Origin of the sequence: Desulfobacter hydrogenophilus, assembly GCF_004319545.1 — a bacterium.
Taxonomy (GTDB): Bacteria; Desulfobacterota; Desulfobacteria; order Desulfobacterales; family Desulfobacteraceae; genus Desulfobacter; species Desulfobacter hydrogenophilus.
Genome location: NZ_CP036313.1, coordinates 1,076,673 through 1,091,596, shown reverse-complemented (window position 1 = coordinate 1,091,596; position 14,924 = coordinate 1,076,673). Strand labels below are relative to the sequence as shown.

Sequence of the window (14,924 nt, the reverse complement as noted above, 5' to 3'; positions counted from 1 at the left end):
CACAACAAAGCATGAAAGTAATTCAGTAACTTATTGGAACTTTCATATAAAAAAAGTTAAAAAACTGAATATCTAAAAAGGAAGTATCCATAATGAAATCAGGGATAGACCTGCCAAAAACTCCCGAATCGAAACCAAACAACAAGGACGACCTGAAAACCTTACCCCTGCCGGAAGTGGAGAAAAAATTGGGCACTTCGCCGGACGGCCTCAGCCAGGCCGAGGCGGAGAAACGACTGAACCAATATGGGCCGAACGAAATTGAGGAAAAGAAGACCAGTCTGATGCTCAAATTCCTTTCGTATTTCTGGGGACCCATCCCGTGGATGATTGAAGTTGCGGTGATTCTTTCGGGTGTGGTCCGACACTGGCCAGATTTCTTTATCATCCTTCTTTTGTTATTCGCAAATGCAATAGTTGGGTTCTGGGAGGAACACGAAGCGGGCAACGCCATCGAGGCCCTGAAGGCAAAGCTGGCGATCAAGGCCCGGGTAAAACGGGACGGCAAATGGGTCACGCCTCCGGCGCGCGAGCTGGTGCCAGGAGATGTCATCCGTCTGCGGATAGGTGATATTGTGCCAGCTGACGCCCGCTTGCTGGACGGTGATGAGGTGGAGGTGGATCAGTCGGCACTGACAGGTGAGTCCCTACCCGCCACACGTAAAACCGGCGAGGCGGTATTTTCCGGCTCAATCCTCCGCCGTGGGGAAATCGGTGCTTTAGTTTATGCTACCGGCACCAACACCTACTTCGGCAAGACCGCGCAGCTGGTACAGGAGGCTCACTCCGTCAGCCATTTCCAGAAGGCCGTTCTGAAGATCGGCAATTATCTGATCATCCTGGCGGTGACCCTCGTTGCGGTAATCATCGGTTTTGCAATTTACCGCGGTGATCCGATCCTCACGACCCTGCAGTTTGCTTTAGTTTTAACGGTGGCGGCTATTCCGGTGGCCATGCCGACGGTCTTGTCGGTAACCATGGCAGTGGGTGCCCGATTACTGGCACGGAAAAAGGCGATTGTTAGTAAACTGGTTGCAATCGAGGAGCTGGCAGGCGTCGATGTGCTGTGCGCCGACAAGACCGGCACCCTGACCCAGAACAAGTTGACGCTGGGCGAACCGTTTTGTGTTGGCAACGTCTCCGCAGAAGACGTGATCCTGAATGGCGCGCTGGCTTCACTGGCCGAAGACAACGACACCATTGATCTGGCGGTTCTGGGGGGGCTAAAGGATCAGGAACCGCTGAAGGATTTTGAGGTGGTCCATTTTCAGCCCTTTGACCCAGTGCATAAGCGTACCGAGGCTACTGTCAAGGGCAAAGACGGCCAGGAGTTCAAGGTAACCAAAGGTGCACCCCAGGTAATCCTTGAGCTTTCGGGAAATACCCAAATAAAAAATGAGGTTGAGAAGGCGGTAGGTGACTTCGCAGAACGCGGCTTTCGCTCGCTGGGTGTGGCAAGGGCAGACGTTGACGGTGGGTGGCATTTTATGGGCGTGCTGCCCCTGTTCGATCCACCCCGGGAAGATGCCAAGGCCACCATCGCCACAGCGTTGTCCATGGGCGTAAATATTAAGATGGTCACAGGCGATGCCCTGGCCATCGCCCGTGAAACCGCCAAGAAGCTGGCAATGGGCACTGACATTGTCGATGCCTCCGGCTTGGGTGATGTCAAGCATGATGAGACCACAGAGATGGCTGAGTCCATTGAAAAGGCCGACGGCTTTGCTCAGGTTTTTCCCGAACATAAGTTTCACATCGTCGATGTTTTGCAAAAACGTAGCCACATTGTCGGTATGACAGGTGACGGGGTGAACGATGCCCCGGCGCTGAAAAAAGCGGACTGCGGCATCGCGGTATCGGGCGCTACAGATGCGGCGCGGACTGCGGCGGACATCGTACTGATGACGCCCGGTCTGTCGGTTATCATTGACGCCATCAAGGAGAGCCGCCGAATCTTCCAGCGGATGAATAGCTATGCCATCTACCGTATCGCCGAGACGCTGCGGGTGCTGCTGTTCATGACGCTTGCTATCCTGGTCTTCAACTTTTATCCGTTGACGGCGGTGATGATCGTAATGCTGGCGCTCTTCAACGACGGCGCCATCCTCTCTATCGCCTATGACAATGTCCACTATAAGAATCAGCCTGAGGACTGGCACATGAAGATGGTACTCGGTGTTTCCACGGTTCTCGGCGTTATTGGCGTGGTCTCCGCCTTTGTTCTGTTCTATCTCGGCGAGCGCGTCTATCACCTGGACCGGGCACATATCCAGACACTGATGTATCTGAAACTATCCGTGGCCGGACACCTGACGATCTTTCTGACCCGTACTCGCGGTCCATTCTGGTCCATACGACCTGCGCCGATTTTATGGGTGGCAGTGGTCGGCACCCAGATCATTGCAACTTTGATCGCGGTCTACGGATTTTTTATGACGCCCCTGGGTTGGGGCTGGGCACTGTTTGTCTGGGGTTATGCGCTGGTTTGGTTCCTGATCAATGATTGCCTGAAACTGCTCGCCTATCGAATACTTGACCCGGCAGGCGGAACAGGAGATTCGAAAAAATGACGAGGAGCTGCCCGAAATTCGTAACTGGCAATGGGACAATACAAGCAGAAAAACAATAACTTTTTCCAGGATCATTATTCCATCATCCCGTAACTGCTGGCAGTCACCGGTGCCCTTAAATTTGTGAGCACCCTTTCCAGAAGGCCCCCCTCCCGGCTGGGGTAATTGTAGCCAAAGGTCGAGCGTATGGCCATGGATACAAATTGAACGGCCCGGTCCAGGGCAATAGGAAGGCTGTCTCCCTGTAAAAGGCCACCAACAATAACACTGGCAAAGGCATCCCCTGTGCCCGGGTAGTGGGGCGGGATATAGGTGCCGTCTACCTTCCAGAACCGACCGTCTTCACGGTCAAAAGCCACCACCCTCGATAAATTCTTTCGCCCTGCTACAGGTACGCTGGTTATGATAACCTTTCCCGGTCCTTTCTCGCAAAGCCTTAGAATCCATTTTTTAATCTGTCACTCATCAAGATTATCAGGATAGGGCTCACCTAACAGAAACGCTGCTTCGGTAAAGTTTGGGGTGATAATAATAATCATTAAAACCACCGGTATGGCTGGAAAGAACGGCCGTGGGAAGGGGGCAGATCTGGACCCCCATATAAAATCGGAATGATAACTGTAAGTGACGCCCTGCCAAACCCGGAAAGGTCATGGATGGCGGCTACCCGAGAGACTGGATTGTGCATTGGTTTACTCCTATGGACCCATCTGTCCTAATTTGAGATTTTAAATTATGGATTATGGATTATGGATTATGGATTTTTGGAATCGCTCCACTCAAATTCTTAAATGTGATGTACCCCTGTCGTTTTGCTGTTTGATATAGAACAGAAAAGCGACATAGCCATGCGCTATCTCATGGAGCACAATGCTTTTCTTATTTTCTCTAAAAATCTGTTTAAAAATTATTTGTGATATAAAAATTTGGCACCCAATGATGGATTGAAAATTTATTTGAAAGCATGTTGCATGATAAAATGACTTTATATAACAATAAGTTAAAGAGTATTTACCATGAAGCGAGCCAAATATACAACTGATTTAAACGACAGACAATGAGAAATATTAGAACCCATCATGGTAATACCTTCTTCAAATGCAGGGCGACCTCGAAAGCATGCGCTACAAAAAATTATAAACGAGATCCTTTACCTGGTTCATACCGAGTGCCAATGGAGAGACTTGCCGGATGATTTTCCACCATGGTCCAGCGTATATTACTATTTTCGCAAATTTAAAAAGAACAAAGTATGGTATCTGGCTCATATGAAGGTAAATATCAAGGCCCTGATAGATGATGTACAAAGCTATGAATGCAAAGAGTGCGGAAAATACTTCGATGATCTCACCGGAACCATTTTTGCCGGACATCACCAACCCCTCAAAATGTGGATATTGTGCCTTTCTTTCATGGGATTGAATTTTTCCAATCACCAGATTTCCAAAGAGTTGGACCTTAATCGTGGTGATAGTCACAATATGGCTGCTCATCTACGCAAAGGCGTGGTAAAAGAAAGCCGCAGATAACCCTTCAGGACGAGGTTGAGTGCAATGAGGTGTATATCGCTGCAGGGCACAAAGGTAACCCCGAGGCTGTATCAAAAAAAGGCCGAGATGGTCGCCGTAACCGATTAAAGGGTGCTATAGGGCGTGGTCCGCTGGAAAAAGAAAAACCGCCTATTTTCGGAATGATACAACGGTGGGCAGGTTGTGATTCAAATGCGCCCCAATGTCCGGCAGGCCACCATTGAGCCTTTGATAAAGGCCACTATACAACCAAAAACAGTGGTCTACACCGATAAGCATGCCATTTATAACCGGTTGGATAAATGGGGTTATGGCCATGAAAGTGTGAATCATGGAGACGGCGAATATGCCAGAGACGATTATGGAGGCGGGTTTTATGAAGTCCATGTGAGTACAAGGGAAGGCTTCTGACCATTGCTCCGAAGCTGGAGTCGCCCACATCGGAGTATTTCACAGGAGAAACTTCCTTTTTACCTCGGCTTTTTCGAGTTCGTTCATAATGTATTGAGGTTCGAATATCGAGATTTATGGCGCCGTATCCAGCTCGCGCCGGATTGCGGCGGCCATCTCGGCTCTGGTGACCGGTTTGGCGACGAAGGCCCGGATCCCCAAGGATTTGACATCTTTTGGGGTGACAACATGGTTCGAAACGGAACCGTAACCGCTGCAAAGAATAATGGGAATGTCCGGCCGGATCCGTAAGATTTCGCGGGCTAAATCGGTACCCTTCATCTGCGGCATGGTTTGGTCGGTAATGACCAGATCGAATTGCCGTGGCGCGGCTCGAAAGGTTGCCAGGGCCTCGAGGCCGTCGCTGCTGGTTATCACCGTATATCCCAGCCGTTGCAGTATCTTTTGCCCGGCATATGTCAGATCTTCTTCATCGTCGACCAGCAGTATCCGCTCGCTTCCGCCGGTAACCCGGTCGGCCGCGGCCCTTGTTGCCATACGCCCGGGGCTGTCCGCAAGGGGCAGAAAAACATTTAAGGTGGACCCTTTTCCCGGTTCGCTTTCTACGGTAATGGCCCCATCGTGGCTCTTGACGATGCCGTGGACCACCGACAGCCCCAACCCCGTACCGCCTTTTTTGGAACGGGTGGTAAAAAACGGATCGAAGATTCGCTCCATTACCGCCGCCTGCATGCCACAGCCGTTGTCGCCAACCGTCACTGTCAGGTAAGGCCCCGGTTGCAGATCCGGGTGAATGGTGGTCGCATTAACGCCAAGCATCACGTTGCCCAGACTCACGTGCAATACGCCCTCCGAATCCCCCATGGCATGGGCTGCGTTGACACAAAGATTCATCAGCACCTGATGCATCTGGGTTGCATCGGCCAACACCAGGCTCGATTCAACGGCGAGGTTCGGACGGAGTTCGATACCGGCCGGCAGCGATGCACGCAGCAGACTAAGACATTCTTTCACGACCAGATCGATTTCTACGGGTAGTCGTTGCGGCGTTTCCCGGCGGCTGAAGGTCCGGATCTGTTGAACGAGGTGCTTGCCGCGCAAACCGGCTTTGAGCACATGTTCCAAGTCCTCGCGCACCGGATGGTCCACCGGCAGATTTTCCAGGGCCAACTCACTGCAATTGATAATCGCTCCAAGTATATTGTTGAAGTCATGAGCGATCCCGCCGGAGAAGGCACCGATGACCTCCATCTTTTGGGCCTGTTGCAGTTGCTTTTCCAGTTGCGCCTCATGGGTGATGTCGCGCATCACGACCATATGGCTGATCAGGGCACCGGCGCTGTCGTGCACCGCTGAAATGCTTACGTCCACCTGGTAAGTCGTGCCGTCTTTTTTGCAATTGGTAAAGCGACGGATCTTTAACTTATCCGCGTCAAAGGCATCCGCGATGGCTTGCCAGCAGGCCTGATTGGGTTCATCGCAGGTTAGGGCGAGGATGTTTTGACCCTGGATATCGGGTTTGGAAAGCCCGCAGATGCGTTCGAAGGCCGGATTGGTATATTGAATCGTACCGTCTATATTCACCAGCAGCATGCCTTCCTCAGCCTGTTCAACCATCGTCGCAAGCTGGGTACGTTCCTTATGCATGCGATTGCGCTCGGTGCGCAGTCTGAGAATGGTAATCCCGTAGGACAGATTTGTCGCCAATTCTTCCAGCAGATTGGTTTCTTCAGCGTCAAACCCATTCGGTTCCGCAGCGTAGATGCACAAGGCCCCGCTGGTCTTTTCATCAAAGGTTAGGGGCAATGCAATCGCAGCGCCATAACCCTGGTCAAGCGCTTGCCGGCGCCAGGGCGCAAAATGCGGATTCGTCACAATATTCTGAAACACGCAAGTCGCCCCGCTGCGGATCGCCGTGCCAACCGGACCGCGCCCCTTTGCCGTATCGTTCCAGGTCACGTCCAGCGATTCAAGATGACCGCCTTCGTCGCCCCAGGATGCCAATGGATGAACACGTCGTTCGGCAGTGTCCTGCGCCATTCCTACCCAGGCCATGCGGTAGCTGCCGATTTCCACAATGACCCGGCAAACGTCTCGCATCAGATCCGACTCCGCCTCGGTTTCGATGATAGCGCGATTGCATGCGCTCAGGGCCCTGAGGGTCTGGTTGGCCTTGCGCAGCGATTGTTCCGAGCGTTCCAGCAGCGTAACGCTTCGATGGGTGAGTGCGTAGAGCATCCATGCCGTTACGAGCACGTAAAACCAGCCTTTGAGGGTTTCAAGATGCAGCAAGGAATCGGGTTTCAAGACCCACATGGCGAGCAGTTTATCGGAAAACAGCATCCACAGGATACCGACCGCCGCATATATCAAAGCGATCTTTAGTGGCGTGATGCTGGGTTTGAAACATTTTAACGCGATTAATTTAAATTTCATAACGTCCTTTATTACTCTACCTCCTACATTTTTGTCCATCCGGCATTTTCAGGAAGGGGCTGTTGTTGCCTCCTTTCATGTGGCCTTCCCATGGTCCGTTGCGACCGCTAAACGGTCGTTGTTACTCATGAGTATATCAAAGTGTGTGCCAAAATCTCCAATTACTTCTTGTAACCGTTCACGGGTTCAGATGTTCAAGGTTTGATTAACTCATCGCTCAACGTTGAAAGTCGTTCGACGGAAATGATACAGCATTAACGCAACCCCCGCCGGAATTTCTCCTGCGCCACAGGAATTGTTATTGTTTGACAAGAAATTTGTTGTCTTGCAGAAATCGGAATTGAAACTTACCCCCTTCACCCCGGCTCTCTCCCCACGGGGCGAGGGCGACGTTTAGGGTTGCTCTGTCCCATTAATGGGCGGGCTTGGAGGGGCACGGCGCGCCGTGTCCGTACCCTTTGTCTCTCTAATTGCATCAAATGGGGCAAGCGGGTCAAGGTGCGTAAAAGTTTCTTAGCGCCTGTTTAAAAATTAGGGGATCGAAGCGAAATCTCATGTGATTGCAGCCGATTCATCTATTTTTAAACAGGCTCTCAGGTTTAAGGATAATTTCAAAAAATGAAGCAACCGCCTTCAGTTCAGTTCTTGGCATAAAACAGTCGAAGCCCAGCGACATCATTGTATCTCCAACCTCAAAAATAAACGGTTGGCATTTATTATGCATTCTATAAACTTGGAAGAAACCTGAATGTTCCGCAAAATTATATAAAGGCGTTGAAGGTATAAACGCCGCTGAAAGAAGGTGAGATGATGACGGATGAGATGCAAAAAAATACCAGGGCTTCAACCGGAAATATAGGTACGCTACCGGATAGCGGCTCCGAAGATGAAACTTCACGGGTATGGCAACCCGATGAGCAGCAGCCGGATGAGGCGGCGGTCTGGAAGGAAAAGTATGTCCGTCTATTCGCCGATCTGGAGAACACCAAAAAGCGGTTGGCCCGCAGTTCCGCCCAGGAAGTGGAGGCGGAAAAGGAAGCGCTTCTGCGAGATGTGTTGCCGGTGGCCGATGGTCTGGATCTGGCTGTCATGCATACATCACGCGAAGAGGATAGCCGGGACCTCTTGCAGGGAATCGAACTGATCCGGAATATCCTCAACAAGTTTTTTATCAAATATGACGTCAAAACGATTGATGCCTGGGGCAAGCAGTTTGACCCTAAACTGCACCAAGCCATCGGTGTGATGCGCCATCCCAAGTTTCCGCCCAACACCGTGGTGAGGGTGGAACAAAAGGGGTATTTGTACAGTGATAAGCTGCTGCGTCCGGCACAGGTGTTGGTGACGCCGAGTCACTAATAAGATTTGAACGGGGAATCGCATGGAATACAAGGATTACTACAGTCTTTTGGGCCTGGACCGCAAAGCCAGCCAGGAGGAAATCAAAAAAGCGTTCCGTAAGCTGGCCCGCAAATATCATCCCGACGTCAACGGGGGAGACAAAATGGCCTCAAAAAAGTTCCAGGAGATAAACGAGGCTCACGAAGTGCTGTCCGATCCTGAAAAACGCCAGAAATACGACCGGCTTGGCTCCCAGTGGCAGCAGTATCAGCAAGCCGGAGGTGGCCCCGAGGACTTTAACTGGGGCGAGTGGCAGTCCTCGCCCGACCAGGGCCACACCTATCGGAAGGTCAGCCCCGAAGAATTTGGAGAGCTGTTTGGCGCTGAGGGCGGGTATTCGAATTTCTTCGAGAACCTGTTCGGCAGAGCAGCCCGGCAGCAGGCCAGCGATGGTGCGGGTGATCAGCAATTCTATTATGAGGCGCGACCACGGCCGGGACGGGACAGCGAACATGCACTCCAGGTGACGCTCGATGAAGCCTTTCACGGAACCAAGCGGGTGTTCGAATGGGAAGACGGTAGGAAAATCGATGCCAAAATCCCGCGAGGCGTTAAGACCGGATCCCGTGTGCGGATCAAGGGACAGGGCGGTCCAGGGATCGGCGGCGGTAAACCGGGGGATCTGTACCTTATTATCGAGGTTTTGCCCGATAAGCGTTTTCAACGCGACAACGATGACCTGAAGACCACGGTTCCGGTGGATCTGTTTACAATACTGTTGGGCGGCAAGCTGTCGGTATCCGGCATCGACCGCACGGTGAAGCTGGATATTCCACCGGAGACCCGCAACGGTCGGATTTTTCGGCTGCGGGGGCTGGGGATGCCGAAGATGAAACACCCGGATCAACGAGGAGATTTGTATGTTACCGTGGAAGCGGCTCTACCGCAACACCTGACAGCCGGGGAGAAGGATCTGGTTAAGCAGTGGAAGAAGATGCGTTAGGCATTTGGACGGATCAACTGGTTCAACGCCTCGACCCAAACGATGATACGGTCTGGGTCAAACATCTTCAACCCAACTGAATGAAAGGAAGAATATGAACAAATACCCACCTGTAATTTACTCCGATCACCCTGAAGTTCATTTTGAGTACAGGACGGCAGCTCGTCTGGCAAGGGTTTCCGAGGAGTTCATCCACCAATGCGAACGTGAAGCGTTGGTCACATCCCGTATCATGCTTCACGGTAAGAAGGGGTTGTGCATTGCGGATGTTTGCAAACTGAAACGAATTCGTTACCTGCACGAAGATATGGGGCTGGATTTGGAGGCTGTGGATTTCGTGCTGCGGTATCGGAACCAAATCCAGACGATGCAACGCCGGCTGGACGAAATGAAGAAGCGTATGCGCCAAAAGGAGCGGGAACACCTGAACCAGATTATGGCGCTTCGCCGGCGGCTGGCACAGATAATAGATGGGGATTAGATGCTGTTTAACCTTTGAAAGAACAAAGAAAAAAGATCATTGAAACAAAAAAGACTGATTTTAGATGTTTTTATTTTAGGCATCGTGGGGGCGCTCAGTGCCCAGGCCTTCATGTTTTTGCTGCGCATCTGTCAATCTTTTTTTCTTTCCGGGCTGGCCGGATATCATCCCCCGGGGTTGCCGGAAGAAGGCGGCGTCCTGCTTCAGGTGATCGGCCCGCATGGTTTGTGGCTGATTCCTTTGGCCACCACCCTGGGCGGCCTGATCTCCGGTGTTCTGGTCTACAGCCTGGCGCCTGAAGCTGAAGGGCACGGTACCGACAGTGCGGTCAAAGCATTTCATCGGGCCGGGGGATATATACGTGGGCGCATCCCCGGATTAAAGATGCTCACCTCCGCCATTACGATCGGATCGGGCGGCGCCGCTGGTCGGGAGGGTCCCACGGCGCTGATCAGCGCCGGGATCGGATCGATCTATGCCGGCTTCGGCCACCGGTCGGATGAGGAGCGGCGCATTTTAGTGTTGACGGGAATGGCCGCGGGGTTGTCGGCTATATTTCGTTCTCCCATTGGAGCCGCATTGTTTGTTATCGAGGTGCTTTACAGTGATATGGAGTTCGAGGCATCTGCGCTGCTATACACCATCCTGGCGTCTGTGACGGCTTATGTGCTCAACGGAGTTATGGTCGGCTGGGAACCCTTGTTCAGGTTTCCCGCGGGTTTTGGCTTTCCGGGTTTAGCCGATTATGGCTGGTATATCATTTTGGGCTTAATCAGCGGTTTGGTTGCCGCTGTGCTGCCGGTTCTCTTTTATGGCCTGCGGGATGGCTTTCGCAGGCTGCCGATACTGGACCACTTCAAACCTGCCATCGGAGGACTGGGCGTCGGTTTACTGGCCATGGGCCTGCCGCAGGTTTTGGGCGGCGGCTACGGATGGATCCAGGAAGCCATGGACGGCAGTCTGACCACTTCGCTGTTGCTGCTTTTGGTGTTCGGCAAAATGATCGCCTTTTGCCTGACAATTTCTTCCGGGGGATCGGGCGGAGTCTTTGCCCCCGGACTTTATATCGGAGCGATGGTAGGCGGATTGCTGGCGCAGCAATTCCAGTTGCCGCCGGCAGGCTTTGTGGTTGTGGGAATGGTTGCCGTCTTCGGCGGCGTTGCCCGAGTACCCATCGCGTCCCTGATCATGGTAACGGAGATGACGGGCGGATATCACCTGCTTGCCGCAGCAGCGTTGTCCGTCAGTCTCAGCTATGTCGTTCAGGTTTCCCTGACGAGCCGTCTGAAGTTCAAATACAATAGCCTTTACGAGGCCCAGGTGCCTCGACGGTCCGACTCGCCGGCACATCACGCGGAACTTTTACAAATCGCGCTAAACCTGATGAACCAGCAGCGGATTGCCATTCCTTCCGTAAACGGGCATTTGAACTTGTTGAAGCTGCTATCATCCGGAATTCCCGTGGATCTGCCCGAGTGCAAACAATTGGTCATCGTCACAATGAATCCGCAAAGCCCCTGGATCGGCAGATCGGTCAAGGCGGGTGAATTCGCTGAAGAAGAGCAAGATGCAGAGATCATCGCCATTTTGCGCCAGGAGCACATGCGCCTGCCTTCCTCGGATACAATATTGCAGTCCGGCGATCAGTTACTGCTGATAGTTTCATCCCCGGCATGGAAACGTTTATCACAGATCTTGGCACCGGAACCATCGCATAAAAACGAAGGCATTCATTAGAGGATCTCTGAACTTTCCGACGAATTTGGCCTTTCGTTGCTATTGCAAGGTATCTTTATTCAGCAAGCCGTTTAGCGCGGGTTGGATTTTCAAATTGGTGGTAAATCCGGTAAGCTTGAATATCTTGGGTGCATAGTACATGACAACATTGATGCCGGTCAGCTGTTGAATGACCTGCAGGCATATCCCTAAAAATATGGCATGCCTGAAGTATTTGTTGCCCATGAAGAGTGAAAAGCCGGTCTGTCTTAAAGATAGGTCTTTTTCAATGCAAAGAATATTTGTTTAGTGTTAAAATATTACTGCTCACTAATGGTCTTCAGTGTCGCATCCCCGAATTTCAAATATAAATCATCAAATTTTAAACTGCTTCACCATCTGATTAAGGTTTTCAGCCAATTTTGATAATTCGGTTGCACTTATTTTAACCTGCTGACTCCCTGAATTGATTTCCTCAGTTGTTTGACTTATTACAGAAATGTCTTGGCTGACTTCTCCGGCCACAGTTGAACTTTGATTAACGTTTTCATTTACTTCCTGTACACCAGATGCGGCCTGGCTTACATTGTTTGAAATCTCCTGGGTAGTAGCAGACTGTTCTTCGATAGCCGTTGCCACGGTAGTTACGATATCATTTATTTCATTAATAATATTTACAATGGATTCGATTGCCCTAATGGATTCTGTTGTTGTAGTTTGTACTCCTGATATTTTTCCATTAATTACATGGGTCGCCTCAGCAGTCTGTTGTGCAAGCGCCTTTATTTCCCCAGCAACGACAGCAAAACCTTTGCCGGCTTCACCTGCTCTCGCTGCCTCAATTGTGGCATTCAACGCAAGGAGGTTGGTCTGCTCAGAAATATCGGAAATGGTCTCGGTCACCTTGCTGATTTCATCAGCTGACTTTCCAAGATCATCCACTTTTTGGGAAACTTGCCTGGCTGTCTCAACAGCTTTGGTGGTTGTTTCACTACCCTTGGCAGTATTATCTGCAATTTCATTGATAGTAGCGGTCATCTCCTCTGCAGCAGATACGATCATCTGGATGTTGGCAGTCGTCTGTTCTGTCGCAGCCGCCACGCTGTTCATATTGGTTGCCATTTCTTCTGAAGCAGCTGCCACAGAATTTGATTTTTCAGCGGCCTGTTCGGAATTTACACTTATCTGCTCTGATACGGAGGCCAGTTCGGTAGAGGAAGATGTTAAGGTTTGAACACCCATTGTAATATCCTGGAACATTTTCTGAAGATTTCTGGACATATTGTTCATCGCCTTTACAAGAGTGCCGATTTCGTCTTTTTGATGAATATCCAGTTGTTGTGTCAAGTCTCCATCTGACACTTCTTCAGCCATTTTAACTGCACGAATCAACAAACGAATGATTGATCTGGTAATAAGAAAAACCAGAACAATACCGGCAACAAGCGCGAGAAGTCCGAGAATTATTGCTATTTTCGAATTTTTTGATGATTCGGATTCAATTGATTTGAATTTATCTTCTTTCCCTTTAATTGCCTTTTGTGTAAGTGTTTCAACAATCGGTTCGACGTTATGGATAGCAGCACGCATTTTTGTTTTAAGTTCAATAATCTGCTTATCCTCTGCTACCAGGGCATCAAAAGCTGTTTTATAGCTATTGATAGATTTTTCTGTATTTTCAATATATTCTTTTTCAACAGCAGAAATTTTAAATGCATTCAGTAAATTATCCAATGCCGCATGGGTTTTTTTTACATATTTTTCGTCCATCCTGAGCAGGTAATCTTTTTCCTGTTTTCTGATTTCCAGGACCAGAGACTCTGCATCCGGGACAAGGACCCTTTTAATGCCAGTCTCCATCTTTTGGGCCACTGCCCTGATTTCATCGTATAGATCAGGTTTGGCAGCTCCGGTTGCAGTATGATAGTCACTTAAGAGCTCCTTATAAGCATTGAGTCCTTCTACCTGGATTTTTTTTGATGTTTCTTCATGGCTCCCTGTGTTCAAGAGTTTTTCATATTTTGAGATGGCCTGAGCTAATTGTTCCTTGTATTTGTCAGATTCATTTCTCTGATACTCTTTTTCATATCTTCTGACCATCAGAAAAGCCCTATAAAGTTTTCCTTTCGCGTGTTTTTCAATAGCATCTGACAATTGATGAACAATATCTCTGAAATTCCCCTGAAGGCCTGAATTGTGGTCAAGGCCTTTTTTCTCAAAGGAATTGACCATGTTTATAAAAATATTTTCATAAATTTTTGCATTTTTAATGATTTCTATTGCCAGCGCGGAATCCTCTGTTCGATTGCTCCGATCTGCCACTTTTTGAAGCGCCTGCGCCTCCGTAATGAGGGCGGCTAAACTTTTTTGGAACTCATCGAGATATTTTTTATCCATCCTTAAAAGGAAATCTTTTTCGTCCCTCCTGCACTGGAGCATGTAACTATTGATGTTCGAAGCGTGAAAAAGAATTGCTGATTCTGTCTGATCAACAGCTTTAAAATGTTTTACGTTGGTGTTTAACGTATTGTTGAAAAAGAAAATAGTTCCCAACATCATTAGCGCCATAATTCCGATGGCAATTCCGAATTTGTAAGACAGTTTAAGATTGTTCCAGAAAGTAGTAGTGAACATTGCTCGCCCCCTATTTTTTTAGCACCGAATTTTCTTAGGTTCAACCACTATGGACTGAAAGTCCATAGAATGGCGGTTTAAAGCCCGTTACGACTGAAAGTCTCTAATTTAAGATGCCGCTGCACGAATCATTTTTATACGGCTACGAGACCCAAGAACCATAGCTTGATTCCTTAATGCCTATAAAAATAATGCATTGAAAGTCTTGGACTAAAGTCCATAGTTTTGACTATCGATTGGGACAATAAATTCAAAAATTTCCCCAAAATTCTGTGGGGATTGTTATCCAAATGTTTAATTGCACCCATAAATCTTCGATTTAGCTCTGTTCTAAGCAAATATCGAAAAGTGAGTTCCCGAAATCTTTATATGAAGACACCAATTGATTGAGTTAGCTTTATAAAATCAATATAATACAAAATAAGCCTTGTCAATAAAAAGATGAACAATCTGGATATTTACCATTTGCTCATGAAAATGCAGATTTTCAAGCATTAACACCTGGCCCGGCTTGAGTGCTTCAGCCAGGCAGGTTACTTCCGGTCCAATGCAGTCAGGGGACATTTGCACCTTGTGCTGCAAAAGTTCAGACAGCCTCTTGGCCGTCGGTGAAAGCGAGAGTTCCGGCACGCGCTTTCCCTTTGGTCTTCCCAAGTGCGAAGAAACGATTATAGCCGCCTGGTTTTCAAGTGCGTAGGTCAAGGTGTGAATCTTGCGGTTTAGAGACAACATCAAGTCAACCGCAAACTCAGGCACTGAATAGGGAGAATAACGCGTCACCCGCATCACGATAATGGGAACTC

The 14,924-nt window shown here is 49.5% G+C and carries 12 protein-coding genes; 7 read left to right on the top strand and 5 right to left on the bottom strand.

From position 1 onward, the window contains the following. Positions 1 to 92 precede the first annotated feature (92 nt). Positions 93 to 2,570: a plasma-membrane proton-efflux P-type ATPase gene (locus EYB58_RS04750; RefSeq protein WP_111958030.1), complete on the top strand. Its 2,478-nt coding sequence runs from the start codon at positions 93 to 95 to the stop codon at positions 2,568 to 2,570. Positions 2,571 to 2,644: 74 nt separating this feature from the next. On the opposite strand, the gene EYB58_RS23445 is transcribed toward EYB58_RS04750, so the two are convergent. After that, the gene (locus EYB58_RS23445; protein ID WP_242637641.1) at positions 2,645 to 2,974 is read right to left on the bottom strand and encodes a bifunctional hydroxymethylpyrimidine kinase/phosphomethylpyrimidine kinase; all 330 of its coding nucleotides are present in this window, start codon (positions 2,972 to 2,974) and stop codon (positions 2,645 to 2,647) included. Between the two features lie 660 nt (positions 2,975 to 3,634). Between EYB58_RS23445 and EYB58_RS23440 the strand changes: the two genes are divergently transcribed. Both EYB58_RS23440 and EYB58_RS23435 read left to right on the top strand, forming a co-directional pair. Further along, positions 3,635 to 4,099 carry a transposase gene (locus EYB58_RS23440; protein WP_341273392.1) on the top strand — a complete coding sequence of 155 codons (465 nt, stop codon included), beginning with the start codon at positions 3,635 to 3,637 and terminating at the stop codon, positions 4,097 to 4,099. Positions 4,100 to 4,282: 183 nt separating this feature from the next. Then, positions 4,283 to 4,510: a transposase gene (locus EYB58_RS23435; RefSeq protein WP_207309128.1), complete on the top strand. Its 228-nt coding sequence runs from the start codon at positions 4,283 to 4,285 to the stop codon at positions 4,508 to 4,510. 114 nt (positions 4,511 to 4,624) lie between these two features. On the opposite strand, the gene EYB58_RS04730 is transcribed toward EYB58_RS23435, so the two are convergent. Then, positions 4,625 to 6,946 carry a hybrid sensor histidine kinase/response regulator gene (locus tag EYB58_RS04730; protein WP_163354347.1) on the bottom strand — a complete coding sequence of 774 codons (2,322 nt, stop codon included), beginning with the start codon at positions 6,944 to 6,946 and terminating at the stop codon, positions 4,625 to 4,627. Positions 6,947 to 7,753: 807 nt separating this feature from the next. Here EYB58_RS04730 and EYB58_RS04725 point away from each other — a divergent pair. The 4 genes from EYB58_RS04725 to EYB58_RS04710 all read left to right on the top strand — a co-directional run bounded on the left by EYB58_RS04725 (position 7,754) and on the right by EYB58_RS04710 (position 11,508). Then, the gene (locus tag EYB58_RS04725) at positions 7,754 to 8,305 is read left to right on the top strand and encodes a nucleotide exchange factor GrpE (protein WP_242637556.1); all 552 of its coding nucleotides are present in this window, start codon (positions 7,754 to 7,756) and stop codon (positions 8,303 to 8,305) included. 22 nt (positions 8,306 to 8,327) lie between these two features. Beyond that, on the top strand, positions 8,328 to 9,290 hold the full coding sequence (locus EYB58_RS04720) for a DnaJ C-terminal domain-containing protein (protein WP_111958036.1): 963 nt from the start codon (positions 8,328 to 8,330) through the stop codon (positions 9,288 to 9,290). Positions 9,291 to 9,384: 94 nt separating this feature from the next. Continuing rightward, the gene (locus EYB58_RS04715; RefSeq protein ID WP_111958038.1) at positions 9,385 to 9,771 is read left to right on the top strand and encodes a MerR family transcriptional regulator; all 387 of its coding nucleotides are present in this window, start codon (positions 9,385 to 9,387) and stop codon (positions 9,769 to 9,771) included. Positions 9,772 to 9,810: 39 nt separating this feature from the next. Next, positions 9,811 to 11,508, top strand: coding sequence for a chloride channel protein (locus EYB58_RS04710; RefSeq protein ID WP_111958040.1), 1,698 nt, complete (start codon positions 9,811 to 9,813; stop codon positions 11,506 to 11,508). Between the two features lie 39 nt (positions 11,509 to 11,547). On the opposite strand, the gene EYB58_RS04705 is transcribed toward EYB58_RS04710, so the two are convergent. The 3 genes from EYB58_RS04705 to pgk all read right to left on the bottom strand — a co-directional run bounded on the left by EYB58_RS04705 (position 11,548) and on the right by pgk (position 14,907). Continuing rightward, positions 11,548 to 11,733, bottom strand: coding sequence for an MFS transporter (locus EYB58_RS04705; protein WP_111958042.1), 186 nt, complete (start codon positions 11,731 to 11,733; stop codon positions 11,548 to 11,550). 129 nt (positions 11,734 to 11,862) lie between these two features. After that, positions 11,863 to 14,121, bottom strand: coding sequence for a methyl-accepting chemotaxis protein (locus EYB58_RS04700; RefSeq protein WP_242637555.1), 2,259 nt, complete (start codon positions 14,119 to 14,121; stop codon positions 11,863 to 11,865). A gap of 405 nt (positions 14,122 to 14,526) precedes the next feature. Beyond that, complete coding sequence (gene pgk / locus EYB58_RS04695) at positions 14,527 to 14,907, bottom strand: phosphoglycerate kinase (protein WP_111958044.1); 381 nt, start codon at positions 14,905 to 14,907, stop codon at positions 14,527 to 14,529. Positions 14,908 to 14,924: the final 17 nt, after the last annotated feature.

What these genes read in the sequence shown, in the direction of transcription:
- EYB58_RS04725 (WP_242637556.1), top strand. Translation starts at nt 7,754, where the DNA reads ATGATGACGGATGAGATGCAAAAAAATACCAGGGCTTCAACCGGAAAT.
- EYB58_RS04720 (WP_111958036.1), top strand. Translation starts at nt 8,328, where the DNA reads ATGGAATACAAGGATTACTACAGTCTTTTGGGCCTGGACCGCAAAGCC.
- EYB58_RS04700 (WP_242637555.1), bottom strand. Translation starts at nt 14,121, where the DNA reads ATGTTCACTACTACTTTCTGGAACAATCTTAAACTGTCTTACAAATTC.
- EYB58_RS04750 (WP_111958030.1), top strand. Translation starts at nt 93, where the DNA reads ATGAAATCAGGGATAGACCTGCCAAAAACTCCCGAATCGAAACCAAAC.
- EYB58_RS04730 (WP_163354347.1), bottom strand. Translation starts at nt 6,946, where the DNA reads ATGAAATTTAAATTAATCGCGTTAAAATGTTTCAAACCCAGCATCACG.
- EYB58_RS04715 (WP_111958038.1), top strand. Translation starts at nt 9,385, where the DNA reads ATGAACAAATACCCACCTGTAATTTACTCCGATCACCCTGAAGTTCAT.
- EYB58_RS04705 (WP_111958042.1), bottom strand. Translation starts at nt 11,733, where the DNA reads ATGGGCAACAAATACTTCAGGCATGCCATATTTTTAGGGATATGCCTG.
- pgk (WP_111958044.1), bottom strand. Translation starts at nt 14,907, where the DNA reads ATGCGGGTGACGCGTTATTCTCCCTATTCAGTGCCTGAGTTTGCGGTT.